The following is a 24,751-nucleotide window of genomic DNA, read 5'->3' on the forward strand; positions in this document are numbered from 1 at the left end:
CGGACCCTGCCCGGCGGGGCCAATACTGTTGTCGCAGCCGCTGAGACGGCAGCGGCGTAGGCTACCCACATGGGTATCGCGATCAAAGGCCGAGGGTCCACCTCCCACCTTGCCGGGCGCTTCGAGAGCACCGTCAGCGAGGCGGTGGACGACGGCTGGGACGTGGATGAAAGCGACGAGTTCGCGGCCCCCCGCCTGCGCACCGAGGTACGCGCTGAAACCGCGCGCAGCATCATCAGCCGCAATACGTCCCCGGACGTAGGCTTCAGCCAGTCGGTCAATCCGTATCGTGGCTGTGAGCACGGTTGTTCCTACTGCTTCGCGCGCCCGTCGCATGCCTATCTGAACCTGTCGCCGGGCCTGGATTTCGAGACCAAGCTGTTTGCCAAGACCAATGCGCCGCAGCTGCTGCGCAAGGAGCTGTCCCGGCCAGGCTACGCGCCGCAACCGATCGCGCTCGGCATCAACACCGATGCGTACCAGCCGATCGAGCGCAAGTTCAAGCTGACCCGTCAGTTGATCGAGGTGATGCTGGAGACGAAGCATCCGTTCTCGCTGATCACCAAGAACGCGCTGGTCGAGCGCGATATCGACCTGCTTGCGCCACTGGCGGCAGAGAACTTGGTCAGCGTGCATTTCTCGGTGACTTCGCTGGATCCACGCCTGTCGGCGAAGCTCGAGCCGCGCGCCTCTGCACCGCACGCGCGCCTGCGCGCGATGAAGCGTCTGCACGAGGCGGGCATTCCGGTTGGCGTGATGGTCGCGCCGGTGATTCCGTGGATCAACGACAGTGAACTGGAAGGCGTGCTCGAAGCGGCGCACGAGGCGGGTGCGCGTACTGCCGGCTATGTGCTTCTGCGCCTGCCTCTGGAAGTTGCACCGCTGTTCCGCGACTGGCTGGACGCCCACCATCCGGATCGCGCGGCGCACGTTATGAGCACCATCCAGCAGCTGCGCGGTGGCAAGGACTATGACAGCCGCTTCGGCACGCGCATGCGTGGCCAGGGGGTCTATGCGGATCTGTTGAACAACCGCTTCAAGCTGGCGCGCAAGCGCCTGGGCTTCGACGCCCAGAACAGCCACTGGCCGAAACTGGATTGCAGCCGCTTCCAGAAGCCGCTGCCGCCGAAGGTGGATTCGCCTCAGGGGTCGTTGTTCTGAAGTAGTGGCACTGGCTACTGCGGAACGCGTATGGAAAACCGTGATCACGATCTGCGCCTCGGCGACGGATACGACATCGCGACTGCGCACATCGCTCTGTTCAACTGTGTGAACTCCAGATTACTATCCACTTCCTCCTGAACTCACGGTTCAGGCGAAAGCGACTTCAGATCTGGCAACACAAGGAATAAAAGCGAGCATGAAGCTCCGTACGAAAGGCGTGTCTACCACCGCCGCACTTCTGCTGCCCGTGCTGATGTCGGGCTTTCTCCTGGCACCTCCTGCGTCCGCGAAAAAGGCAACCAGGATCTTCTATCAGAACAACAACGGGGACTCCGGAATCAAGGATCTGGACAAGATCACCGTTACCCGTATGCGTGGTCCATCAGTTGGCACTTCAGGTGTCATCTCGATTGGCATAGGGGTGTCCTACCACTCGGACGCGTCGATGCCCGCCAGGACAGCGGTGGAACAGGAAACCGACGATCGTCGTGATGACTGCGGCGAGCGCAAGGGCAACCCCGTCGTGCTCTACACCGGCAACAAGGTCGAAATCGAACGGGACTTCACCGTCGGTGGGGAGATGGGCCTGTACCTGGAGCGCACCTACAACCATCACTGGAGTGCTGCGGGCCTGTTTGGCAACCACTGGATCAGCAACTTCGACTACAGCATCGCATTCTCGAACGCGCAGAAGACGGCCTGGGCACAGCGGCCGGACGGACGCAGGCTCAAGTTCGTCTGGAGCGAAGCGAACGGGCGCTGGAACGAGGATCGCGCCAAGCCGATCGCCTACCTGACAAAGAACAGCGATGGCAGCTTCACCCTGTACAACGAGGAGCTGGGCAGCGAGCGGTACGACGCTGCTGGATACATTACCGAGCTTCGCAATGAGCAGGGCGTCTTCTGGACATTCACGTACAGTGACAAGTATCTGCAGAAGGTTACGCATTCCTCCGGCCGCAGCATCCAGTTCGTCTGGTCCAACGGATCGCTGACACAGGTCAAGGATCCTGCGGGCAACGTCTACCAGTACACCTATACCCCGAATGCGTTCGGCACGGGACGTGCGCGTCTTGCCAGCGCAACCCTACCGGGCTCGCCGCAGACCACGATCAGCTACCACTACGAGGACGCGCGATATCCAGGTGGCTTCACCGGCAAGTCCTACAACGGCGTGCGCTACTCTACTTTCGCCTACGATGCCAACAGGCGAGCAACGCTCTCGGAACATGCCGGTGGTATCGAGCGGCACACCTTCAGTTACGCCATCGAGAGCAGCGCGCCGGTGGCGGTCCCTCCAGCGCCAGTGCATCCAGGCGGCATCCGGGGCAACGAAGAGACGGGCTGGTGTGAGTACAGACCGGGCCAGGGCAATATCTGCATCCAGCCCCGGTCCTTGCCCGGCGGCCCAGTTCAAATCGCCGCCGACCCGAGCGCCCAAGGCGTGCTGTTGGCCGCCGCCGGGGAGCGGACCCGTCCGGTCAAACTGAAGGTCAGCGAGACCAATCCACTCGGTCGCACCACAACGTATGCCTATGAGGACGGACGCCAGGTGTCGGTGACCGGCAACCGATCAACGACCTGTCCCGCCAGCTACAAGGAACGCACCTACGATGCCAATGGCAATCCTGACCTTGTTCACGACTTTGTCGACAACGTCACTGATTTTGATTACAGCCCTGATGGCAATCTGCTGAGGAAGGCCGAGGCCGTTGGCAGCGCTGCGGAACGTGTCACGCTCTATCAGTGGGATGCGGCGGGACGGCATCTGCTGAAGGAAACGCGGGTTGGTGATCGCGAGACCAGCTTCAGCTATGACAGCCGCGGTAACGTCAGCTCGGTCACGACACGAAATCTCAGTGCTGCCGGCGTCAATGGTCAGGCCAGAACCACTCAGTACACCTATACCTACCACGCCAATGGGCTGACGGCTTCCGTCAAGGAAGATGGCCCCTTGGCGCAGGACGACATCACGTCCACCTTCAATGCGAAGGGAGATCTGTCCAGTGTCACCAACGCGTTGGGGCACAGGGTGACGTACGCCGCCTACAACGAACTGGGGCAGCCGGGCCGTATCACCGGACCCAATGGCGATGTCCGTGAAATCACCTATGACGCTCGCGGCCGTGTTCTGGTAGACCGGATCAACACAGGGTCCGGTTGGGCAACGACCACAACGACGTACAACGCGACGGGCGACATTGCCAGCATCACCACACCTGTGGGAATCAAGACGCTATACAGCTACGACGCTGGCCGGCGCCTGATGAGCGAAGTGCAGCCGATTGGGGACGGCAACTGGCTGTGGACGCGTCACACGTATGACACCGCATCCAATCGCACACGCACTGAAATCGCGCAGACGGACTATTCCAGCGAGAGCGTTGTCAGGGGTGTAATCGACGAGGTCACCCACGACGCACAATGGAACTGGTTCGTGCGAGGCTGGGCCTGCTCCTCGGGTTCGGCGTCGTCCATCCAGGTTGATGGCTATGCGGAGGGCGGAACCTATCTCGGCAGCGCACAGGCGAACCTTGCCAGCGAGAGCCAGGTAGCATCCGCGTGCCAGGCAACAGGAAACGCATATCGATTCCAGCTCCCCCTCACGCTGGAACAGCGCCAGCAGCTGGGTGGGAAAAAGATCACGCTCTACGGCCACTCTCCGCTGGGCGCGCAGTACAACCGAGCTCTGGACAACTCCAGCACCTTCTCCATTCCCACCGCGCACATCATCGGTGATGTTGCAGGGATCATGAATGATGGGAACTGGAACTATTCCGTGCAGGGATGGGCCTGCTCGGTAGGAGTCAACGCCGCGACCACGGTTCATGTCTACGCAGGTGGACCTGCAGGGAGCGGCACCTACCTCGGCAGTGTGACCGGTATGTTGATCCCGAATGACGATGTGAAAGAGGCTTGCCAATCACAAGGCTCTTACTGGTTCGGACTTGCATTGGATGCAAATACACGAAGCGTTCATGGCGGAAAGCCGCTTTATGTTCATGGCATCTCTCCCTGGGGCGGCCCCAACCTGGCCATCAATCGGTCCGGCACGTTCACCGTTCCAACCATCTCGCGTACTGCTGAGCTGGTGCAGGCGTCAGCCGGCCCAGAGCACATCTTCAATGGTGAAACGTCCACGGTGACATTCCAGTTCCGGAACACCGGCAACGTTGTCTGGAACCCCGGTGACACCTACTTGGCGCTGACGACGTTGCGGACGAGTCAATCCGTGGGGCTCAACAATACGGTGGCTCCTGGTGCCGTCGCGACCTTCACCATCAACGTCTCGCCGGTCAACAGTGGCAGCGGAGTTGCCCAGTTCCAGTACTTCGGGCAGCTCGCATCCGGTGCAACCGCCTGGGGACCTAAGGGACAGATAACGATCAGAGCCGAGAACCATACAGGAAGCTGCAACCTGATCTTCTGTGAACAACCCCGCTAAGGAAAGCCAAGACCATGTCCACAATTGCTTTGGCCATGATGGGGCTCAACACCATCGTCTCGGCCGTGAACTACGACTACGACGAGCTGGGAAGGCTTGTCGCCGAGCGGAATGATCAGGGGCGCAATGTGCGCTATGCCTATGATCTGGAGGATCGGCTGGTGCAGACCACCGATTCCCAGAACCGGGTGAGCCGATACTCCTATGATCCGCTGGGTCGATTGCTCGTACAGACGGATGCGAATGGCGGAACGACACGCTTTGCCTACGACAAGGGTGACCGGCTGGCATCTGTGACCGATCCCCGCGGCCTGGTAACGACCTACCAGACCGATGGATTTGGACAGCTATGGACGCAGACCAGTCCGGACACGGGTCGCACAGACCACGAGTACAACGCGGCGGGCCAGCGCATTGCGACGGTGTTGAACGACGGCAGCACCGTCGGTTACGGGTACGACGGGCTGGGCCGCTTGACCAGCCAGAATGCTGAGGGTCAGCAGCAGACCTATACGTACGACAACTGCGTGAACGGCAAGGGGCGTCTGTGTGCCCATTCGGCTCCAGGTGCAAGCGCGCGCTTCACGTACAACGCCGCAGGACAGCTGGTAAGCCGGACTGACCAGCTTTCGCAGGCGAACACCCTGAGTGAGGGAACTGTCAGCTACACCTATGACAGTATCGGGAGGAACAGCACCGTCACCTATCCCGATGGCACGCTCGCGAAGTACGTCTACAACAGTAGAGGCTTTCCGCAGTCCATGACCCTTACCAAGGGCACGGTGACGCAACAGATTATTGGATCCAGCGTCTACTCGGCCCTGGGAGCGCGGCAACGCATGCCCTTTGGCAACGGCCTGGCGCGCAGCTACGCGTTCGATCAGGGCGGCCGCCTGGAGGCCCAGGCGGTGCGGAATCAGCAGACCACCGCTCTCAGCCGCACGTCATACCGCTACAACGGCGACAACGAGATCATCAAGATCAACGACGATGTGACGAGCAACCTCAGCCAGGTCCTGGGCTATGACGCACTGGGACGCCTGAGTACGCTGACACGAGCTGGCATTGCCTATACGCTTTCCCATGACGCGGGTGGGAACTACACCGCGCTCAACGCAAAAACAGAGGCAACCCGCTACGTCATCGACGCAAGCAGCAACCGGATGCTGCAGTTCATCAACCAGGATGGCACCCGTACGTATCAGTACGATGCGCTCGGCAACAGGATCAGCGAAACATCGGGCAGCCGCATCTCGACGTTCACCTACGGCCCGTTCAACCGGATGATTCAAAGCAACGTAGGCGGGCAACGAACGGACTATCTGCTCAATGCCCAAGGGCAGCGCGTGGGCAAGAGCAGCGCGAGCTCGACCAGTCGCTACTTCTATGCAGGTCAGAACCAGCTTCTGGCCGAACAGACCGGGAACACCTGGACGAACTACCTGTGGTTCGGTGGTGAGCTGGTTGGCATCGACAGGAAGGGGTCGGTGAACTTCGTTCACAACGACCATCTGGGGCGGCCGGAATATGCGACCAACAAGGCGCAGCAGGTGGTGTGGAAAGCGTACAACTATGCCTACGGGCGCAGCGTCCTGAAGGACGATATCGGTGGGCTCAACATTGGTTTCCCGGGGCAGTACTACGACAGTGAGAGTGGGCTCTGGTACAACGGATTCCGTGACTATGACGCGAGCGCTGGGCGTTATGTGCAGAGTGATCCGATTGGGTTGGCGGGGGGGATCAATACGTATGCCTATGTCGAGGGGAACCCGATCAGCATGATCGATCCACTTGGTTTGATCGGGTACCTGTGTCAAAAGGGAAACAATGTCGGTATCTCGATTCCAATCAACTTCCAGGGTGCAAACTCCGCACAGATATCGCAGGCAACGAGGGCGATCGAAAGCGCCTGGAGTGGCAAGATCGGGGCCTACAACGTAAAGACAACAGTGAAGTCCATTCCGGTTTGGCACACCGCCACGACTAACGGAATCGCCATCCGATCCGGAACACGCGAGTCGTATGTGCAGATGCCTTGGGCCAATGAGGGAGTCTGGTATATGCCCGGCCAGTGGGGCGACGCGACATTGGCTCACGAGGCAGGTCACTTGTTGGGTTTGGCTGACTATGGGACCGGAATCATGGGCAGAGATCTCAGTGTTCCGGTGTCCGAGCAGAACATACAGGATCTCCTCGACCCTTCAAATGAGGCCATAATCCGTGTCTGTCAATGTAGTAACTAGAATTTCATTCTCCATGGTTCTGATGGCGATGCTCGGCTGTCAGGCGACCGAAGGTAACACCACACTCAGCCAACGATATGGGATATGCGCCAACCTCCCAGCCGGTGTTGAGTTTCGAAAGGTCCCACCCGGACCTGACTTTGATCTTGGGGTTCTAGAGTCCGAGGGGCATTACGCGGAAGTCTTCATCGGACGTCACCCGAAGTTCTCTCATCGCGTCATCAAGAGGGGCGTAACCGCTACAGATGGATTCGAGCTTTTGGGCCAGGAGTCCGGCGATGGCGTGGAAAGAATGCTGTACGCATATAATCGCGGTGACCCTGAAGGTCCGAGTTACGTCATGTTCATGGCCGTCGATATCCAGCCGATGAAGAAAATTCTGAATGCAAATAATTTTCTTGTGAGTTGCAGGTAAACAGAAGTTCGCAGTCCGTGCCGTTACTGTTAACTCTTTGCCCGAGTTTCAAATCTTTCAGTTCGATCGAGAAGAAGATAATGGTCAAATATAGAAAATACGGCACCGAAATCGGCGGTCTCAACTTTTAAGTGCAACAGGTGATCTGAATGCCTGCAGTTCGGTATTAATGGCCTCTGCAGGTGTCTTCCAGCCCAGCGTCTGACGCGGTCGGGTATTCATCAACCACGCTACAAGGTTGAGATATTCCTGGCTGGCCATGGACAGATCCGCGCCCTTGGGCAGAGACTGGCGCAGCAAACCATTGACGTTCTTGTTGCTTCCACGCTGCCATGGCGGCTGCAGTTGCGAGCATACCCGTTACAGCTAGCTTCCCGTACTGCAGTTGCCTACGCTGTTGGTTCGGCGTTCGGTCGCCAAACTGGACTCAAGGTCGCAGGTCTTGCGGCATATGGATCTGCAATCAAAGCAGCACACAACAATTCTGGCGCATTGGCGGCTGCGGCTGTAGTGGGAGAGGAGATATGCAATTGAAATCCCCATTCAAATTTTCATGCCCCAGTTGTGGTGCTCCGAGGCAGGGCTTTCCGCTTCGCCGTTCGATCGAGAAGAAGGTAAGGACCGAATGCAGTAGCTGCGGAACCGAAATCGTTTCGGAGCTGGGCCACGTTAGATATGCAATCTGCTACGTAATCGCTTTGGTTTCTGTGGCGCCCATTGGTATTGTCCTTGTTGCGGGAATTTTGACCGCACAGTGGCTATGGGTAGCTGCAGCACTCATCCTTGCCAGCCTCATTTGGACGCCGACCATGCTTTTCCATTCGCGGAATGCCAAAGTGCCCATCGCCGACAGGCGACCGGAGCGATATGGGCGAACGCACACGCCAAGCACGTAGCTCCTGGTGGTGCCCCCCCACTGACAGCTTCTGCGTATTCCGGGCGGGGTCCAGTTCGTTGCGATGAATCTGCCGCCGCCGGGCATTGATTGCCAACATGGCAGGACTGCGGTCGGTGCTGCGACTGGAACTCCACACCATATGGTGTGGGATGACCGTCTGATGGGGTAATAAATCAGTGATGCCTCACCCACCCCCAAACAACTTCTGCGCACTCTGGAACAGGATCCAGCTCGTCGCGATGAACTTGTCGCCGCCCTGCGGCCGATTGCCGCGATGGGTGTGGGTGAAGGCGGTCGGGGCGATCAGCAGGCTGCCGGTACGCGGTGCGATCTTGCGGCCCTGGAACAGGAACTCGGTTTCGCCTTCGTCGAATCCATCGTTGAGGTACAGCGTCCACAGTACATGCCGGTGCAGCGTTTCGGCCTGCGCATCCTTCGGGTACAGCTCGCAGTGCCAGTACGGGTAACCGCCCTCGCCTGCGGCATACCACTGCAGGTTGATCGCGCCCGGGCGCAGGCAGGTGCGCGCCAGGTCGGCCAGCTGCTGCTCCGGCATGTCGGGGAAGTCCTCGGCCGACAAGCGTCGCGGCTGGCCGTCGCTGTCCTGGATCTGCAACATCAACGGTGCGATCAGCGCCTGTGGATAACGGCGTAGATAAGTCAGCAGGCCCTTGAACACGGCCTGCTGCAGCTGTACGTCGACGTCCTGCCAGCCCTCCAGGCCGCTGATGCGCAGGTCCTTGCTGTGCTTGAGTTCCGGGAACACGCCGCTGCCGACGGCACCTGGCATCAGCCCGCGGGTGGCACGGAGGCGCTCGACGATGGCAGCGCAGACCTCCGTGGGGACCGCGTTGTGGATGACTTCGATGAAATCGACCGGGCCCTGCTCGTGCATGCGTGCATTCCTTCGGCGGCAAGGGCTTGATGGTGCCGTTTGCCGCCGTCGGTGTCACCCCACGGTCATGTCATCGAACTGCCATGAGCGCGTCCGCAGTGCGCCGCTCAGGCCTGTGCGGCGTCGTGCTGGTGGTGGTAGCGCACCGCCTCGGCCACTTCCTCGCGCGAGCCGAGAAACACCGGCACGCGCTGGTGCAGCTGGTCGGGCTGGATGTCGAGAATGCGCTCGCGGCCGGTCCAGGCGGCACCGCCGGCCTGCTCGACCAGCAGGCCCATCGGGTTGGCTTCGTACATCAGGCGCAGCTTGCCGGCCTTGGACGGATCCTTCCGGTCCCACGGATAGATGAAGATGCCACCGCGCGTCAGGATGCGATGCACATCGGCCACCATGCTGGCGATCCAGCGCATGTTGAAGTTCTTGCCACGCGCACCTTCCTTGCCGGCCAGCAGATCGCCGACATAGGCCTGCATCGGTGCTTCCCAGTGGCGCTGGTTGGACATGTTGATGGCGAATTCCTGGGTGGCCGCCGGAATCTGCATGTTCTCGGTGGTCAGCACGAACTCGCCCTTCTCGCGATCCAGGGTGAAGGCATGCGTTCCGTGGCCCACGGTAAGCACCAGCTGGGTGCTCGGCCCGTAGATGCAGTAGCCGGCCGCGATCTGCTTGCTGCCCGGCTGCAGGAACGCGTCATCGCCCGGCAGTTCGACGTTGGTCGGGCAGCGCAGCACCGAGAAGATGGTGCCGACGGAGACGTTGACGTCGATGTTGGAGCTGCCATCGAGGGGATCGAACAGCAGCAGGAAATCGCCACGCGGGTAGATGTCCGGCACCGGCTGGCTGTGGTCCATTTCCTCCGAGGCGCAGGCGGCGAGGTGGCCACCCCAGGCGTTGGCTTCGAGCAGGATCTCGTTGCTGATGACATCCAGCTTCTTCTGCGCCTCGCCCTGCACGTTGCCGGTACCGGCGTCGCCGAGCACGCCGCCGAGGGCGCCCTTGCTGACGGCGATGGAGATGCTGGTGCAGGCGCGGGCGACGACCGCGATCAGCTGACGCAGGTCGGCATTGATGCGGCCGGCGTGCTGTTCCTGGATCAGGAAGCGGGTCAACGAGGTACGGGACATGGGCGGACAGGTCTCGGCAGCGGGAAAACGCCTATTGTCGCCCGTCTGGCCGCTGCGTGCGTGAGCGCGGGAAGGCGTAATCGTTTCCAGATGCGCTCGTAGCGCCTTCCTTTTGTCGAGGCTCGTGGGAAGGGGAGGCGATGCAGGACACGCTGCAAAAACAAAGGCGCCTTCCGGCGCCTTTGTCTTCAAGCCACTGGAGCGTGGGTTCAGCCCTTGGCGACGGTAGCCACGGCCTTGGCGACATACTCCAGGTTGTTCTGGTTCAGCGCGGCCACGCAGATGCGGCCAGTGCCGACGGCGTAGATGCCGAACTCGTCGCGCAGGCGCTCGACCTGCTCACGGCTCAGGCCGGAGTAGGAGAACATGCCCGCCTGCTCGTTGATGAAGCCGAACTGCGGGGCACCGGCGGCCGCCAGCTTCTCGACCAGGCCCTGGCGCAGCGCGTGGATGCGTTCGCGCATCTCGGTCAGCTCCTGCTCCCACATCGCACGCAGTTCCGGGTTGGTCAGCACACCGGCCACCAGCGCTGCACCGTGGGTGGAGGGGCTGGAGTAGATGGTGCGGATCACGCGCTTGACCTGCGACTGCACGGCCTTGGCGTCAGCGGCGGTCGGCGCCACCATCGACAGTGCACCCACGCGCTCGCCGTACAGCGAGAACGACTTGGAGTACGAGTTGGCGACGATGAAGCTGTCGATGCCGGCTTCGGCGATGATGCGCACGGCGGCGCCATCCTGCTCGATGCCCTTGTCGAAGCCCTGGTAGGCCATGTCGATGAAGGGGAACAGCTGGCGGTCCTTCAGCAGCTGTGCGACCTGCGTCCACTGCGTGACCGTGAGGTCGGCACCGGTCGGGTTGTGGCAGCAGGCGTGCAGCAGCACCACGCTGCCCGGCTGCAGCTTCTGCAGGTCGGCCAGCATGCCGTCGAAGTCGACACCGTGGGTCGCGGGATCGAAATAGGTGTAATCCACCACCTCGAAGCCGGCGGCACTGAACACCGCGCGGTGGTTTTCCCAGCTCGGGTTGCTCAGCGCGACGGTGGCGTGCGGCAGCAGCTTCTTGAGCACGTCGGCGCCGACGCGCAGCGCACCGCTGCCACCGACGGTCTGTGCGGTGGTGACGCGGCCTGCGGCCAGCAGCGGCGAATCCTTGCCGAACACCAGCTCACGCGTCGCCTGCGTGTACGCCGGAAGGCCGTCGATCGGCAGGTAGCCGCGCGGTTTGGCTTCGGCGGCGAGCTGCTGCTCGATCTGCTTGACAGCGCGCAGCAGCGGAATGCGGCCACTCTCGTCGTAGTAGATGCCCACACCCAGGTTGACCTTGGTCGGGCGGCTGTCGGCGTTGTATGCCTCGGTCAGGCCCAGGATCGGGTCGCCTGGGACCAGTTCCACGTTTGCAAAGAAGGACACGGCGGTACTCGTTCGGTAGACGGAAAGGGGGAGGAATTGCGCCACGCGGCTTGCGGCATTTCGGCCGAAAACGCCCCATCGTAACAAAGCCTGCCGGGGCTGGCCGCCACCATCGTCATCCGCGGCCCCGTACCATGGCGTGCGTTGCCGACCGATCCATCAAGCTGAATCATGAATCCTCCCGCACGCCGCAATCGCCTGCCCCTGTCTGCCCTGCTGCTGTCGCCGCTGGTCGCGATGGCGGAGCCGTCCACGACCGCCCTGCCCCCGGTGCAGGTGCAGGCAGCCCGTGTGCAGGGGATCGATCCGTTCGCCCTGCCCGCCAGCCAGGACACGGTCTGGATCGATGCTGACCGCGCCGGCACCGGGGCGCAGCTGTCCGAAGCATTGGGCGGGGTGCCGGGCCTGCTGGCCCGCGACCGGCAGAACTTCGCGCAGGACACCCAGCTGTCGATCCGGGGCTTTGGCGCCCGCTCGACGTTCGGCGTACGCGGGGTACGCGTGCTGATCGACGGTGTGCCGGCAACCATGCCCGATGGGCAGGGCCAGCTGTCGCACGCCAGCCTGCTGGGTGCCGAACGCGTGGAGGTGCTGCGTGGACCGTTCTCGGCGCTGTACGGCAATTCCTCCGGTGGCGTGCTGCAGGTGTGGAGCGCGCAGGGCCGGGCGGGCGACCCGTGGCGGCTGCGGCTCAGCGCGGGCGCGGACACGACCCTGAGCGTGGGTGCGCAGCTGCGCGGCGCGGGTCAGGTGCTGGACTACAACATCGCGGCCAACCACTTCCGTACCGATGGCTGGCGCGACCACAGCCGTGCCCGGCGCGAATCGCTCAACGCCCGCGTCGGCGCCGAACTGGCAGGCGGGCGGCTGGAGCTGCTGCTCAACGCGCTGGATGCGCCCGATGCGCAGGATCCGCTGGGTCTGACCCGCGCGCAGGTCGCGGCCGACCCGCGCCAGGCCACCGCCGTCGCTCATCAGTACAACACCCGCAAATCAGTGCGCCAGCAGCAGGCCGGCCTGCGCTGGAGCCGCGAGGCCGGCGCGCAGCGGTGGCAGCTGATGGGCTATGCCGGCCAGCGCTCGGTCACCCAGTATCTGGCGATCCCGCCGACGGCCCAGGCCAACCCGTTGCATGCCGGCGGTGTGATCGACCTGGACAGTAGCTATGGCGGCCTGGACGCGCGCTGGAGCTGGCAGGGCGAGGTGGCCGGCCGACCGCTGGACCTGGTCGCCGGGCTCAGTGCGGACCGCCAGCGCCAGCAGCGCACCGGCTACGAGAACTTCGTCGGCAGCACGCTGGGCGTGCGCGGGCGCCTGCGCCGCGACCAGATCGACATCGTGCAGAACGTGGACCAGTTCGCCCAGGCCTGGTGGCAGTGGAGTCCGCGCTGGTCGCTGCTGGCCGGCGTGCGGCACAGTGCCGTGCGCTTCGAATCGGACGACCGCTACATCACCGACCGTAACCCGGACGACAGCGGCCACCGCCGCTACCGGGCCACCACACCCGTGGCCGGGATCAGCTTTGAAGCCCACCCGCAGTGGCGCCTGCATGCCGCTGTGGGCCGTGGGTTCGAGACACCGACCTTCAATGAACTGGGCTATCGCGCCGACGGCCAGGCCGGGCTGGCGCTGGATCTGGCGGCGGCGCGCAGCCGCACGCTGGAGATCGGCAGCAAATGGCATGCACAGGATGGAATGCAGCTGGATGCAAGCCTGTTCCGCGCAGATACCGACGACGAGCTGGCCGTTGCCAGCAATATCGGTGGCCGCAGCACCTACCGCAACATCGGCCGTACACGGCGCCAGGGCATCGAACTGCAGTACCGGCAGCCGCTGGCCGAGCAGCTGGAACTGCAGCTGGCCTGGACCTGGCTGCAGGCACAGGTGCGGTCGCCCTATCTGACCTGTGCCGGCAGCGGCTGCCGCGTGCCCGATACCCGCGTGGATGCCGGCAGCCGCCTGCCGGGTGTTCCGCGCCAGCAGGCCTTCGCCCGCCTGCAGTGGACGCCCGCGGACTGGCAGTGGGCGGTGGAGGCCACCGCGAGCAGCGATACCGTGGTGAACGACCTCGCCGACGAACGCGCGCCGGGTTACGCCCTGCTGCATCTGGAAGGGGGCCGCCAGTGGCGGCTGCCCGGAGGTGAGCTGCGGGCCTTCGCCCGGCTGGAGAACGTGCTTGACCAGGCCTACATCGGCTCGGTCATCGTCAACGATGGCAATGGCCGCTACTACGAGCCCGGCCCGGGCCGCCGCGCCAGTGTCGGCCTGCAGTGGTCATGGCGCTGACCTGACCGGCGGCGCCTGCGGGACGTCAGTCGGGCGCCTTGGCCGGCACGAACGGTGACGTCGGGTCGCTGGCCGGGAACGTTTCCTCCAGCGCCTCGTCCTGGTTGTCGCTGGCGTGCTGCTTGCGTTCGCGTCGCTTGAGCGGGCTCTCCTGCCCTCCCCGATGGCGGTCGCCGCCGTCCTTGCGGTCCAGCGCGGCCTGTTCAGCCTCGCGCTTCACCGGCAGATGCTCGCCGGACTGTGCGGTGTCGAAGAAGGGCGCGCCCGTGCCACGGAAGTCGGCATCATCGTTGTCGTGCTTGCCGCGCTGCTCGCCGGGAATTGGCGCACGGTTCTCGCGGAGCGGGTCTCGGGAGGTCTCTCGGCTCATGATCAGGTACCTGCGCATGGGGAGGACCACTACACCTCCACCGAGGTAAAGGCACCGCGAACCCTGCGTCATGAACATCTCTGTCACGGCTGGATAACGCTGCCGCCGGTATTCCTGCCCACCCGACCCGCTGCAGGAGCCGGTCATGCCCCGCCTGGAACGCCCCGCCCCGTCCGTGTTCAACGCCCTGCTCGATCCGCTCGGCCAGCGCACCGCGCAGCGCCGGACGCGTCGCCACGAAGATCCGCAGGCCGTCGCCCAGGATTACCTCCAGTACATGCTCAGCGATTACGAGGAACGCCGTGGTCACGGTCATCGCAACTGGCGTGACCTGTGCCCGGTGTATGCCTTCGCACTGACCACACATGCGGCGGACTGGCCGCGTGGGGATGCGGCCGATACCTGCGAGGAGCTGGCCGAGCATTGGGAACAGATGCGAGGGCAGTCGCGACTGGGCTGGTCGCAGGCGCGGCCGGTGGTGGAAGACGCATGGCGCGCGCTGGATCATATTCCGGCAGCGGCGGTAAGACCCCTGCTGCAGTGACCTGGCCGGGACGCTGCGCGCCGACCCGGCGTGCACGGCATCGACACGGGTGGTTTACACCCGGCACCGGAAGCTGACGGTCCTGCTCAAGCACAGGTGCGCGCATGGCCCGCCCGATCTGGACCGGAACACTCTCCTTCGGCCTGCTCAACGTGCCGGTGTCGCTGATGTCCGGCGAACGCAAGGTCGATCTGCAGTTCCGCATGCTCGATTCGCGCGACCGCAAACCGATTCGTTTCGAACGGGTCAACGCCGATACCGGTGAGGAAGTTCCGTGGAAGGACATCGTCAAGGCCTACGAGTACGACAAGGGCAGCTATGTCGTGCTGGAGGAAGGCGACATCCGATCGGCGGCGCCCGAAAGCCATGAGACCGTGGAGGTGGAGACCTTCGTGGACGCGGCGCAGATCGATCCGCGCTACTACGAAAAGCCCTATCTGCTGGTGCCGGGCAAGAAGGCCGAGAAGGGCTATGTACTGCTACGCGAGACGCTGCGCAGCACCGGCAAGGTCGGCATTGCACGGGTGGTCGTGCGTACCCGCGAGTATCTGTGCGCGGTGATGCCGCACGAGCACGCCCTGGTGCTGATGATCCTCCGCTATCCGCAGGAGCTTGTCGATCCGGAGGACCTCAAGCTGCCCACCGGCACCCTGTCCGAGTACCGCATCACCGGCAAGGAAACGGCGATGGCCGAGCAGCTGATCGAGTCGATGGCTGGTGACTGGGATCCGTCGCAGTATCACGACGAGTTCCGCGAGCGCCTGCAGCAGGTGCTCAACAAACGGATCAAGGCCAAGGGGGGCACCACCCGGGTGGACGAAGAGCCTGCACCGCGCGAGGACGCCACCACCAACGTGGTCGATTTCATGGCCCTGTTGCAGAAGAGCCTGGATGCGAACAAGCGAACCCCCGCGAGCAAGACGACCGCGCGCAAGGCGCCGGCGAAGAAGGCGGCCGGCAAGACAGGCAGGAAGACCGCGAAGAAGGCAGCGAAGAAGGCAGCGCCACGGCGCAAGGCGGGGTGATCCATGTCGCTGCATCAGTACCGGCGCAAGCGTCGGCTCGGCGGCGGCAACGGGCAGACGCCGGAACCGGACGACCAGCCGGCGCCGGGTGATCCGAAGCGGCGGCCGATCTTCGTCATCCAGCTGCACCACGCCAGTTCGCGCCATTTCGATTTCCGCCTCGAGATGGACGGCGTGCTCAAGAGCTGGGCGGTGCCCAAAGGGCCATCGCTGCGCGTTGGCGAGAAGCGGCTGGCGGTGGAAGTGGAAGATCATCCCCTGTCCTATGCCGGCTTCCAGGGCGATATTCCCGAGGGCCACTACGGTGCCGGTCACGTGGAGGTCTTCGACCACGGCACCTGGGCATGCGCGGGTGATCCACTGCAGGCGCTGGCAGCGGGCAATATCGATTTCGTCCTGCATGGCCAGCGGCTGGCCGGGGGATGGAAACTGGTGCGGACCGAGATGAAGGGACGCCAGGTGCAGTGGCTGCTGATCAAGCGCGAAGACAGCGAGGCCCGCGACGCAGAGGCCGACGACCTGCTGCACGCGCCATTGCATGAACACCCCGGGAGCGCGAAGAAGATGACGGGCAGGAAGACACGCAAGGCGGAGTCGCGCTGGCACGCGCGCGCGCTGAAACTGCAGGGCGCCCGCGACCGCCCGTATCCGCGTGCATTCAAACCACAACTGACCGACCACCGCGATGCCGCGCCCGATGGCGATCGCTGGCTGCACGAGATCAAGTGGGATGGCTATCGCCTGCTGGCCGATCTGCACGGCGGTGAAGTGAAGCTCCGCTCGCGCAACGGGCTGGACTGGACCGGGGACTTCCCTGAAGTCGTGCAGGCCGTGCAGGCGCTGCCGGTTGATGACGCGCGCCTGGACGGTGAACTGGTAGTGCTCGACGAGAAGGGGCGCAGCGATTTCGCCGCCCTGCAGCGGGTCATCGATGGCAGCTCGAAGGCGCCGCTACGCTACCTTCTCTTCGACCTGCCCGGCGTGGCGGGAGTGGACATCAGCGCGGCACCGCTGCTTGAGCGCAAGACGCTGCTCAAGGCGTTGATCGGTGACACGCCCGGAACGCTGGCGTTCAGCGATCACGTGCTCGGCCATGGGCCGCAGGTCTTCGCCGCCAGTGGCAAGGCCGGGTATGAGGGCATCGTCAGCAAGCAGGTGGACGCGCCCTACGTCAACGTGCGTGCGCGCAGCTGGGTAAAGGTCAAGCATGAGGACACCGATGAGTTCCTGATCGTCGGCCATACCGCGCCGAAGGGCTCGCGCGTGGGGTTCGGATCGTTGCTGCTGGCAACTCCCGACAAGGACGGCCTGCGCTACGTGGGTCGCGTCGGCACCGGCTTCGACGATGACAGCCTGCGCGCGCTGGCGCGGACGCTGAAGCCGTTGGCGGTGGAGGACGCTGCGGTGGCGCTGCCCGCGCACGTCCCGTTCCGCGCCGCCAGCGTGCACTGGGTGAAGCCAGTGAGGGTGGCCGAAGTGGCCTTCCGTGGCTGGGGCAAGGAGGGGCTGCTGCGACAGGCCAGCTTCAAGCGGCTGCGCAGCGACAAGAGCGGCGAGGATCTGGCGATGCCTGCAAAGACCACGAGCAGCGACGACGCGGTTGCCATCAGTCACCCTGAGCGTGTGGTCTTCGCGAAGAAGAAGATCCGCAAGGGCGACGTGGCCGACTACTACCGGCAGATGGCGCGCTGGATCCTGCCCGGGATCGTGGGCAGGCCCCTTTCGCTGCTGCGCTGCCCTGATGGCGCGGGCAAGGCCTGCTTCTTCCAGAAGCACCACGGCCCGGGCCTGGGCGACGCCGTGCATGCGGTCCCCCTGCAGCAGAAGAGCGGTCGCGAGGACTACGTCTACATCGACGATGTACGCGGCCTGCTGCAGCTGGTGCAGATGAACACGCTCGAGCTGCATCCCTGGGGCGCCACGGTTGCCGATCCCGAACATCCAGACCGGCTGGTATTCGATCTGGACCCCGGTGAGGGCGTCGGCTGGAACGAGGTCAAGGCCGGCGCGCGCGACGTGCGCGACCGGTTGCAGGAGATCGGCCTGCGCAGTTTCGTGCGGCTGTCCGGCGGCAAGGGCGTGCATGTGGTGGTCCCCCTGCAGCCCGCCGCCGACTGGGAACAGGCCAAGGCATTCTGCGAGGCCTTCGCGCAGGCGATGGCACAGCAGGCGCCCGAACGCTATGTGGCAACGATGAGCAAGGCCAAGCGCGGCGGTGTGATCTTCATCGATTGGTTGCGCAATACGCGTGGCGCGACCAGCGTCTGCTCCTGGTCGCTGCGCGCCCGCGAAAGTGCGGGCGTGGCGGTGCCGCTGCGCTGGGAAGAGCTTGCGCGGATCAAGGCGGCCGACGCCTTCCCGCTCGACAAGGCGCTGGCGCGGGCCAAGCGCCTGAAGGCCGATCCGTGGCAGGGCATCGATGCGGTGAAGCAGACCCTGCCGCCGCTCGATCTGTAGGGCCGGGGCATTGGCCACGGCCCTGCAGCGGCGGGCTCAGAAGTCCGCGCGGATGCCGAAGGTGATGCGACGGCCGGAGAACTCGTACTGGGTCGGGAAGGCCTTGTCGATGGTGTAGCCGGTGGTCTTCTCGTCGAGCAGATTGATCGCCTCCAGGTTCAGCTTCCAGGTGTCGGTGAGGCGGAACCCGATAGAGGCATCGAGCTGGCCATAGGCATCGCGGTAAACCGGATACATGTTCAGATGGATGTACTCGACGTACTTGTCCTTGTAGTTGTACGAGGCGCGCGCGCTGAAGCGATCGTTCTCGTAGTACAGGGTGAAGTTGTACGCCTTCTCGGCCAGGCCTTCCGGCGGCGTCGGGATATCCAGGTCGGATGCACCGGTCAGCGAATTGTCGAGCTGGGTGTAGTTGGCATTGATGCCCCAGCCTTCCAGCGCCGGGTGCAGCATCGACAGCGGCAGCTGCGCGACCAGCTCCACGCCGGTGACCTTGTAGGAACCGGCGGCGTTGACCGGCTGGTAGACCTCGAAGTCGTAGTAGCCGTCCAGCGAACCGTTGGCGTTGAGCTTCTCCACGTTCGGCACGATACCGGTCAACGACTGCCGCACTACGCCGTCGATCTTCTTGGAGAAGTACGACGCGGCCAGCAGGCCACCGTTCTGCAGGTACTTTTCCAGGCCCACTTCCCACTGCCTGGCGGTGGTCGGCTTCAGTGCCGGGTTGCCATCCATGAAGCGGAAGCTGCTCCAGCTGACGGTGCGTCGGTAGGCGATGTCGGTCAGTGATGGACGCATCAGCGTTTCCGAGGCAGCACCGCGCAGCACCAGGCCGTCGGCGATCTCGGCGGTCATGTTGAAGCTGGGCAGGATCCTGCTGTAGTCGCCGCTGCTCGAAATCGGCGTCGGCGTGTAGCCGTTGCTGCCATCGGCGTTCTGCACCGGATGGAAGCCTGACGAATCGACGTCGGTGTCGATCGAACGCACGCCGAGGTTGGCGTACACCGGTACCTGTCCGATATCGAAGTAGAGATCGGCCATGGCATACAGCGCCAGGGTCTTCTCCGTCACCTCGTAGTACTGGCCCGGATCGATCGGGGTTTCATAGCCCGGGTAGCGGAACGTAGCGCGCGCATAGGCGTTGGAAACCTGCTGCCAGTCCAGGTCGCTCGGGCGATACGCACCACCCGGTGCCAGCTGGCTGATCCACACCGGGTTGCTGTCGGCCAGCGTGCGCGTATTGACCCACGCGGCGCTGCCGGCGGCCGGGCCCTGGATCTTGCCGCTGCCGAACGCGCGTTCCTTGGTCTTGTCGGTGTAGCGCGCGCCGAACTGCACGCCGCTCAGTGCCGGGAAGAAGGCCAGGTTCATCTGCCGCCTCAGGTCGAGCTGCGCGGCGTACTTGTCATCCTTCACCTTCTCCAGCTCGGTTTCGTACGCTTCGAACAGGTACTTGTCTGCGGCGTTGTACATGTCGAAGCCGCCGGTTGTGCTCGGCACGGTCTCGCCGCCGTTGCGGGTCCAGCGCGTGCGCGACGGCGCGTAGGCCACGTGCTTGAGGTTGGCGTAGTCCGAGTCCTTGCGCGCGCCGGAGTAGCCGACCAGCGCGTCGATGTTCCAGTTACCCACCTTCCAGTCCAGCGTGCTGCTGAACTGACGGTAGTCGGTATTGGCGTTGCGTTCCTTGCTCAGGATTTCGTGCTGGGTGGCGGTGTAGGACACGTCCTTCAGCACGGTGATGCCGTAGGCCGACAGCGTGTCACGGTCGTAATCGTGGATGGTGTCCAGCGTGCTGCGGCTGGAGGCCGAGTACGCTGCGGCATCGTACTCGTCCTCGTGCGTGTCGTAGCCGCCGAGCATGGCGTCGAAGCTGAGCGAGAACGTGTCGCTGGGCTTGAACTGCAGCGAGGCGGTGGCGCCCCACTGGTCCTGCTCGTTGAGGTAGACGCGGTCGCCGACCTTGTCCTGGAAGACAATCCGGCTGGTTTCATCCTTGTCCATCCGGTTGCTGACGACGATGCCGGCATCGCGCGCCAGCACCGCGGCGGCCTGCGAACCGCGCGTACCCGACGCCTCCAGGAAGCGGCCCATGGGACGGAAGTTGATGCCTGAGTTGGAGTCGGTGCGGTTGGTGCGCTTGGCCTTGGAGAACGACACCAGGCCGCCCCAGTTGCCCCAGGTGTCACTGGCGAGGAAGGAGATCTTCGGATCGATCTTGCCGTTGATCGAGTTGTGCGAAGCTTCGGCCGACGCACTGAACCTCGGCTCGGGGAAGTCGAATGGCTTGGCCGTTTCGATGTAGACCGAGCCGGCGATGCCGCCTTCCTCATCGGCGGCGGTCGGCGACTTCTGCACGGTCACCGTCTGCACCACGTCCGAGGCGAAGATGTCGAACTGCACGTCGCGTCCGCCACTGCCGGAGGCCGTCGCCAGGTTGTTGATCGAGACCAGGGTGAACTCGCTGGGCAGGCCGCGCACGCTGACCCTGCTGCCCAGGCCCTTGTTGCGTTCGATGGTGACACCCGGCATGCGCTGCAGCGCTTCGGCGAGATTCTGCTCGGGAAAATCGGCCACGTCGGTGGCGACGATCGAGTCGGAGAAGCCGATGTTGGCGCGCTTCAGGTCGACGGCGCGCTCCAGGCTCCGTGCATAGCTGCCGGTCACGGTGACCGTGTCCAGCTGCTGCAGCTGTTGGCGGGTATCGCCATCGATCGCCTCCTCGGCCATCGCTTCGACGGGCAGCACGGCCAGGCCGCCGATCAGCACCGCATGTACGGCGCGGGACAACAGCTTCGCTTGGGGGGCCGCGGCGGCGGCCTCCCGGGTCTGGTAACGCATCGGATGATTCCCCGGTTCCCTGTGGTGTCTTACGCCGCGCCTGTTCCCGGGTTCCGTGGGTACAGGCCCCTGCGCCGCGTTGCCGACGTTCGGCGGGCACCGAGCCTAGGGGGAGATTGTTAAGCCCGTGTTGCGCTGCGTGAGGGCCGGCGTCCGAACCCCCATCCCAGCAGCAGCTGCACCGGCAGTGATACCAGCAGGCCGATGACGAACCAGCGTGGGAAATCCGCGCCGAGCGTCCACAGGCCGTAGCCTGCGCCCAGCACCAGCAGCGACCAGATCGAGGTGCCGTGCGCGCGCGGCCAGCAGGGCGCGTAGTAGGTGGCGAAGGCGATCGCGGCGATGCCGCCGAGCACGGTGAACGCCAGGTCCCAGCCCAGCTGCGCTTCGCTGCCGGGATGCAGGCCGAGCAGTGCAGGCAGCCAGCCACCGGCACTGGTGACCAGGGCAAGCGCGAGCAGCGCGCCAGCCAGGGCGACGATGGAAAGAAAGACAGTCTTGAGCATGCCGGGCATGGCCGCATTGTACGGCCGGACCGGCAGGGTGATGGCTTACAGCAGCTGCCTCAGCATCGCCTTCAGGCGTCGCCCTTCCTGCTGGAAGTAGTCGCGCTGCTCACGCCAGGCCGGGAACCGTTGCTCGACCTCCTGCCAGAACGCCGGCGAGTGGTTGGGCTGGATGAGGTGGCAGAGCTCATGCACCAGCACATACTCGAATGCCTGCGGACGCCCCAGGACCAGCGCAAGATCCAGGGCCATGCTGCCATCGGGAGCCAGCGAACCCCACTGCGAGGACATCACCTTCAAGCGCAGGCGGCTGGGTGCCCGTGGCAGGCCGGGCAGGTAGCGCGGCAGCCAGCGGCCCACGTCGGCGCGGGTCTGCGCCTCGAAGAACTCGCGCAGCAGACGGCGCAGGGCCGCGTCACCGGCACGGGTCGGCCACTGCAGGCAGGCGCCGTGCTCGTCGATGTCCAGGCGTGCGTAGCGGCCTTCCTGCCAGCGCAGCGGCAGCAGCTCCCCGCGCAGGGGCAGCACTCCGTCCACGCCGGGCTGCAGCGGTGCGGGCAGGCCCTGGCCCTGGTACTGGCGCAGCTGCAGTGCCAACCAGTCGCGATGCTGCTCCAGGAAACGTTCGCCCATCACCAGGCTGGCGCGCGGCGGCAGGGTCAGGCGCGCGCCGCGTTCGTCGACGCTGAGCTTGATGCGGCGCGCGCGCGGATCGCGTACGCGCAGCACGTCGATCTCGGCATCCTCCAGGCGCAGGCGAACGGTATCGCGCTGCACGGTGGCGGGCGGCGTGGGCGAGATCAGGCGGCGCAGCAGGCGGCTCATGCAGCCAGCATAGCGCCGCTTCGGGCCGCTGGATGACCGGCGGCCCACGCGGTGCCTGTTCAGTCAGCCTTGCTGAGCTTGAACGCCTCTTCCAGCAGCAGGAACAAGCGGCGGATCTCGGCGCTCTGCAGGGCGAACCGTGCGTCGAACTCGGCGCGCCGGCCCTCCTCGTCGGCATGCTCGAGCTGGTCCAGGGCGCCGTCGAGGAACTTCAGCTTGCGCACGATCAGGTCGTCGCCGATGACGAAGGACAGGTTGTCTTCGAAGATCAGCGCCAGCTTGGTCACCTGCTTGCCGGCGTCCAGGTGCTTGTCGATCTCGTCGCAGCGCAGTTCCTGGTGCTGGCACTTGACCACCGCACCGCCCTCCACCGGATCCTTCATCTCGCACTCCTCGCCCAGGCTGAGCCCGGTCGGCAGCGGTTCGCCGGCGATCCAGCCGGTCAGGATCGAACGCGGCGCGACTTCGGCGTTCAGCGGCATTGCCGGGAAGCTGCCGAGCAGGCCACGGATGTCGGACATGAAGTACTCGCCGGTCTTGCGGCTGGACGTATCCACCGCGACGTAGCCGTGCTGCAGGTCGATGAAGGCGTCGTTGCGCGAGGACTTCACGAAGGCGCGCGGCAGCAGTTCATGCAGCAGGTCGTCCTTCATGCGCTTGCGCTCGCGGCCGCCGGGGCGCCGGCCTTCCTTCTCCTCGATCTCCTCCAGCTTGCGCTCGAGCAGGTCGTTGACCACGGCTGCCGGCAGGATCTTGTCCTCGCCGCCAACCGTCAGCCACAGGTGCTCGGCGATGCGATGCGAGAGCTGTTCCTTCTCCTCGCGGCCGAACGGTGAAATGAAGCCGCGCGAATTCATCTCCAGCGCGCCGACCGGCTTGAGCACGGCGTGCGGCAGCAGCGTATCGATTTCAGAAAAATCAGTGGCGGTCGGGAAACGGAAGAACGTCAGGTTGCGAAAGAACATGGATTTCCGGATGGCAAAGAGAAAGGGCGACCGACCTTATGCGGTGGGCGTCTCGGGATCTGCGTCGGCGTCGACCGGGGTACCGGCCAGCCAGGCATGGGCATCGGGCAGCGGTGCGTCATCGCGACGGCCCAGCGCCATGAAGTCGAACAGGGACGTGTCGGCCAGCTGCGAGGGCCGGACCTGGCCCATGGCGCGCGCGATCTGCTCGATGCGGCCGGGGTGGTCCCTGTCCCACTGCTTGAGCATCAGGCCGACCTGGCGGCGCTGCAGGTTTTCCTGGCTGCCGCACAGGTTGCAGGGGATGATCGGGAACCGGCGTGCCTGCGCGTACGCGACGATGTCGCTTTCGCGCACGTAGGCCAGCGGCCGGATCACCACGTGCCGGCCGTCATCGCTGCGCAGCTTCGGCGGCATGCCCGACAGCTTGGCGTGGTGGAACAGGTTCATGAAGAACGTGGCCACCATGTCGTCGCGGTGGTGGCCGAGCGCGATCTTGGTGAAGCCATGGGTCTCGGCATGGTGGTACAGCGCGCCGCGGCGCAGGCGCGAGCACAGCGAACACATCGTCTTGCCTTCCGGAATCACCCGGCTGACCACCGAATAGGTGTCCTGCTCGATGATGTGGTACGGCACGCCGAGCCCGGCCAGGTACTCCGGCAGCACATGCTCGGGGAAGCCCGGCTGCTTCTGGTCCAGGTTCACCGCCACCAGTTCGAACGGCACCGGTGCCTTCTTCTGCAGCTGCACCAGCATGTCCAGCAGGGTATAGCTGTCCTTGCCGCCGGACAGGCAGACCATGATCCTGTCGCCGGCCTCGATCATGCCGAAGTCGGCGATCGCCTCGCCCACCTGGCGGCGCAGGCGCTTGGCCAGCTTGTGCTGCTCGCGCTCGGCCACGCGCGGATCGCGGGGCGCGCGCGGCAGGGGATCGGGAAGGGAGATCACGGCACTCATGCCTGCCATTCTACCGGCTTGGAGCGGCCCCGGCCGGGGAACGGTCCGGCCCTCTCCCGGTGGTCATCATCGCTGTGTATGCTCGGAGGCTGTGGACACCTACAGCCCCGCCGAGATCGCCGAACGCCTCGCCGCCCTGCGCGCCGAGCACCGCCTGCTGGATGAACAGATCACCCGCATGGCGGCCAATGGCGAGGACGAGCTCGAGTCCAAACGCCTGAAGCGGCGCAAGCTGCAGCTGAAGGACTGCATCACCCGGCTGGAAAGCCTGCAGATTCCCGACGAGCCGGCGTGAGCCGGGCTCAGGTGGGTGCCCACCTTGGTTGGCCTCTGCCCTGGTAGGTGCCAACCTTGGTTGGCACGACTGGAAGGTGTGTGGACC

At 64.4% G+C, this 24,751-nt stretch carries 18 protein-coding genes and 1 pseudogene; 9 read left to right on the plus strand and 10 right to left on the minus strand.

What is annotated here, in order from left to right; translation table 11 throughout:
• Positions 1-69: 69 nt before the first annotated feature.
• From N5J29_RS04555 to N5J29_RS04570, 4 genes are all read left to right on the plus strand, one after another.
• Positions 70-1,161: a PA0069 family radical SAM protein gene (locus N5J29_RS04555; protein ID WP_164151466.1), complete on the plus strand. Its 1,092-nt coding sequence runs from the start codon at positions 70-72 to the stop codon at positions 1,159-1,161.
• Between the two features lie 199 nt (positions 1,162-1,360).
• The gene (locus N5J29_RS04560; RefSeq protein WP_164151468.1) at positions 1,361-4,609 is read left to right on the plus strand and encodes a DUF6531 domain-containing protein; all 3,249 of its coding nucleotides are present in this window, start codon (positions 1,361-1,363) and stop codon (positions 4,607-4,609) included.
• A 14-nt stretch (positions 4,610-4,623) separates the two neighbouring features.
• Complete coding sequence (locus N5J29_RS04565) at positions 4,624-6,852, plus strand: RHS repeat-associated core domain-containing protein (RefSeq protein WP_279924099.1); 2,229 nt, start codon at positions 4,624-4,626, stop codon at positions 6,850-6,852.
• Complete coding sequence (locus tag N5J29_RS04570; RefSeq protein ID WP_279924100.1) at positions 6,830-7,267, plus strand: hypothetical protein; 438 nt, start codon at positions 6,830-6,832, stop codon at positions 7,265-7,267. The genes N5J29_RS04565 and N5J29_RS04570 overlap by 23 nt, the downstream gene beginning before the upstream one ends.
• Before the next feature lie 120 nt (positions 7,268-7,387).
• On the opposite strand, the pseudogene N5J29_RS04575 reads toward N5J29_RS04570, so the two are convergent.
• From N5J29_RS04575 to N5J29_RS04590, 4 genes and pseudogenes are all read right to left on the minus strand, one after another.
• Positions 7,388-7,603: pseudogene (locus tag N5J29_RS04575) on the minus strand (IS30 family transposase); the annotation flags it as partial.
• A 746-nt stretch (positions 7,604-8,349) separates the two neighbouring features.
• On the minus strand, positions 8,350-9,060 hold the full coding sequence (locus N5J29_RS04580) for a 2OG-Fe(II) oxygenase (protein ID WP_074902476.1): 711 nt from the start codon (positions 9,058-9,060) through the stop codon (positions 8,350-8,352).
• A gap of 107 nt (positions 9,061-9,167) precedes the next feature.
• Positions 9,168-10,184 carry a class 1 fructose-bisphosphatase gene (locus tag N5J29_RS04585; RefSeq protein WP_053516088.1) on the minus strand — a complete coding sequence of 339 codons (1,017 nt, stop codon included), beginning with the start codon at positions 10,182-10,184 and terminating at the stop codon, positions 9,168-9,170.
• 209 nt (positions 10,185-10,393) lie between these two features.
• Positions 10,394-11,596 carry an amino acid aminotransferase gene (locus N5J29_RS04590; RefSeq protein WP_053516086.1) on the minus strand — a complete coding sequence of 401 codons (1,203 nt, stop codon included), beginning with the start codon at positions 11,594-11,596 and terminating at the stop codon, positions 10,394-10,396.
• Between the two features lie 171 nt (positions 11,597-11,767).
• Between N5J29_RS04590 and N5J29_RS04595 the strand changes: the two genes are divergently transcribed.
• Positions 11,768-13,882: a TonB-dependent receptor gene (locus N5J29_RS04595; protein ID WP_164151474.1), complete on the plus strand. Its 2,115-nt coding sequence runs from the start codon at positions 11,768-11,770 to the stop codon at positions 13,880-13,882.
• A gap of 25 nt (positions 13,883-13,907) precedes the next feature.
• On the opposite strand, the gene N5J29_RS04600 is transcribed toward N5J29_RS04595, so the two are convergent.
• Positions 13,908-14,252 (minus strand): hypothetical protein, encoded by a 345-nt coding sequence (locus N5J29_RS04600; protein ID WP_164151476.1) that lies wholly within the window; start codon positions 14,250-14,252, stop codon positions 13,908-13,910.
• A 145-nt stretch (positions 14,253-14,397) separates the two neighbouring features.
• On the opposite strand from N5J29_RS04600, the gene N5J29_RS04605 reads away from it, so the two are divergent.
• The 3 genes from N5J29_RS04605 to ligD all read left to right on the plus strand — a co-directional run bounded on the left by N5J29_RS04605 (position 14,398) and on the right by ligD (position 18,278).
• On the plus strand, positions 14,398-14,796 hold the full coding sequence (locus tag N5J29_RS04605; protein ID WP_053516083.1) for a hypothetical protein: 399 nt from the start codon (positions 14,398-14,400) through the stop codon (positions 14,794-14,796).
• A gap of 104 nt (positions 14,797-14,900) precedes the next feature.
• Positions 14,901-15,821, plus strand: coding sequence for a Ku protein (locus N5J29_RS04610; RefSeq protein WP_053516081.1), 921 nt, complete (start codon positions 14,901-14,903; stop codon positions 15,819-15,821).
• A gap of 3 nt (positions 15,822-15,824) precedes the next feature.
• Positions 15,825-18,278, plus strand: a complete 2,454-nt coding sequence (ligD, locus tag N5J29_RS04615; RefSeq protein ID WP_164151477.1) for a DNA ligase D — start codon at positions 15,825-15,827, stop codon at positions 18,276-18,278.
• Between the two features lie 36 nt (positions 18,279-18,314).
• Here ligD and N5J29_RS04620 read toward each other — a convergent pair whose 3' ends face one another.
• From N5J29_RS04620 to ttcA, 5 genes are all read right to left on the minus strand, one after another.
• Positions 18,315-21,116 (minus strand): TonB-dependent receptor, encoded by a 2,802-nt coding sequence (locus N5J29_RS04620; protein WP_065174080.1) that lies wholly within the window; start codon positions 21,114-21,116, stop codon positions 18,315-18,317.
• 119 nt (positions 21,117-21,235) lie between these two features.
• Positions 21,236-21,631 (minus strand): hypothetical protein, encoded by a 396-nt coding sequence (locus tag N5J29_RS04625; protein ID WP_065182124.1) that lies wholly within the window; start codon positions 21,629-21,631, stop codon positions 21,236-21,238.
• Positions 21,632-21,667: 36 nt separating this feature from the next.
• A complete protein-coding gene (locus tag N5J29_RS04630; RefSeq protein WP_164151480.1) occupies positions 21,668-22,447 on the minus strand; it encodes a SprT family zinc-dependent metalloprotease in 780 nt (259 codons plus the stop codon).
• A 59-nt stretch (positions 22,448-22,506) separates the two neighbouring features.
• Positions 22,507-23,412 (minus strand): recombination-associated protein RdgC, encoded by a 906-nt coding sequence (locus tag N5J29_RS04635; protein ID WP_164151482.1) that lies wholly within the window; start codon positions 23,410-23,412, stop codon positions 22,507-22,509.
• A gap of 36 nt (positions 23,413-23,448) precedes the next feature.
• Positions 23,449-24,369 carry a tRNA 2-thiocytidine(32) synthetase TtcA gene (gene ttcA, locus N5J29_RS04640; RefSeq protein WP_181452149.1) on the minus strand — a complete coding sequence of 307 codons (921 nt, stop codon included), beginning with the start codon at positions 24,367-24,369 and terminating at the stop codon, positions 23,449-23,451.
• Between the two features lie 91 nt (positions 24,370-24,460).
• On the opposite strand from ttcA, the gene N5J29_RS04645 reads away from it, so the two are divergent.
• Positions 24,461-24,664 carry a DUF465 domain-containing protein gene (locus tag N5J29_RS04645; protein ID WP_053516066.1) on the plus strand — a complete coding sequence of 68 codons (204 nt, stop codon included), beginning with the start codon at positions 24,461-24,463 and terminating at the stop codon, positions 24,662-24,664.
• Positions 24,665-24,751: the final 87 nt, after the last annotated feature.

It is taken from the genome of Stenotrophomonas sp. GD03680 (assembly GCF_029844625.1).
In the GTDB taxonomy this organism is placed as follows: domain Bacteria; phylum Pseudomonadota; class Gammaproteobacteria; order Xanthomonadales; family Xanthomonadaceae; genus Stenotrophomonas; species Stenotrophomonas maltophilia_P.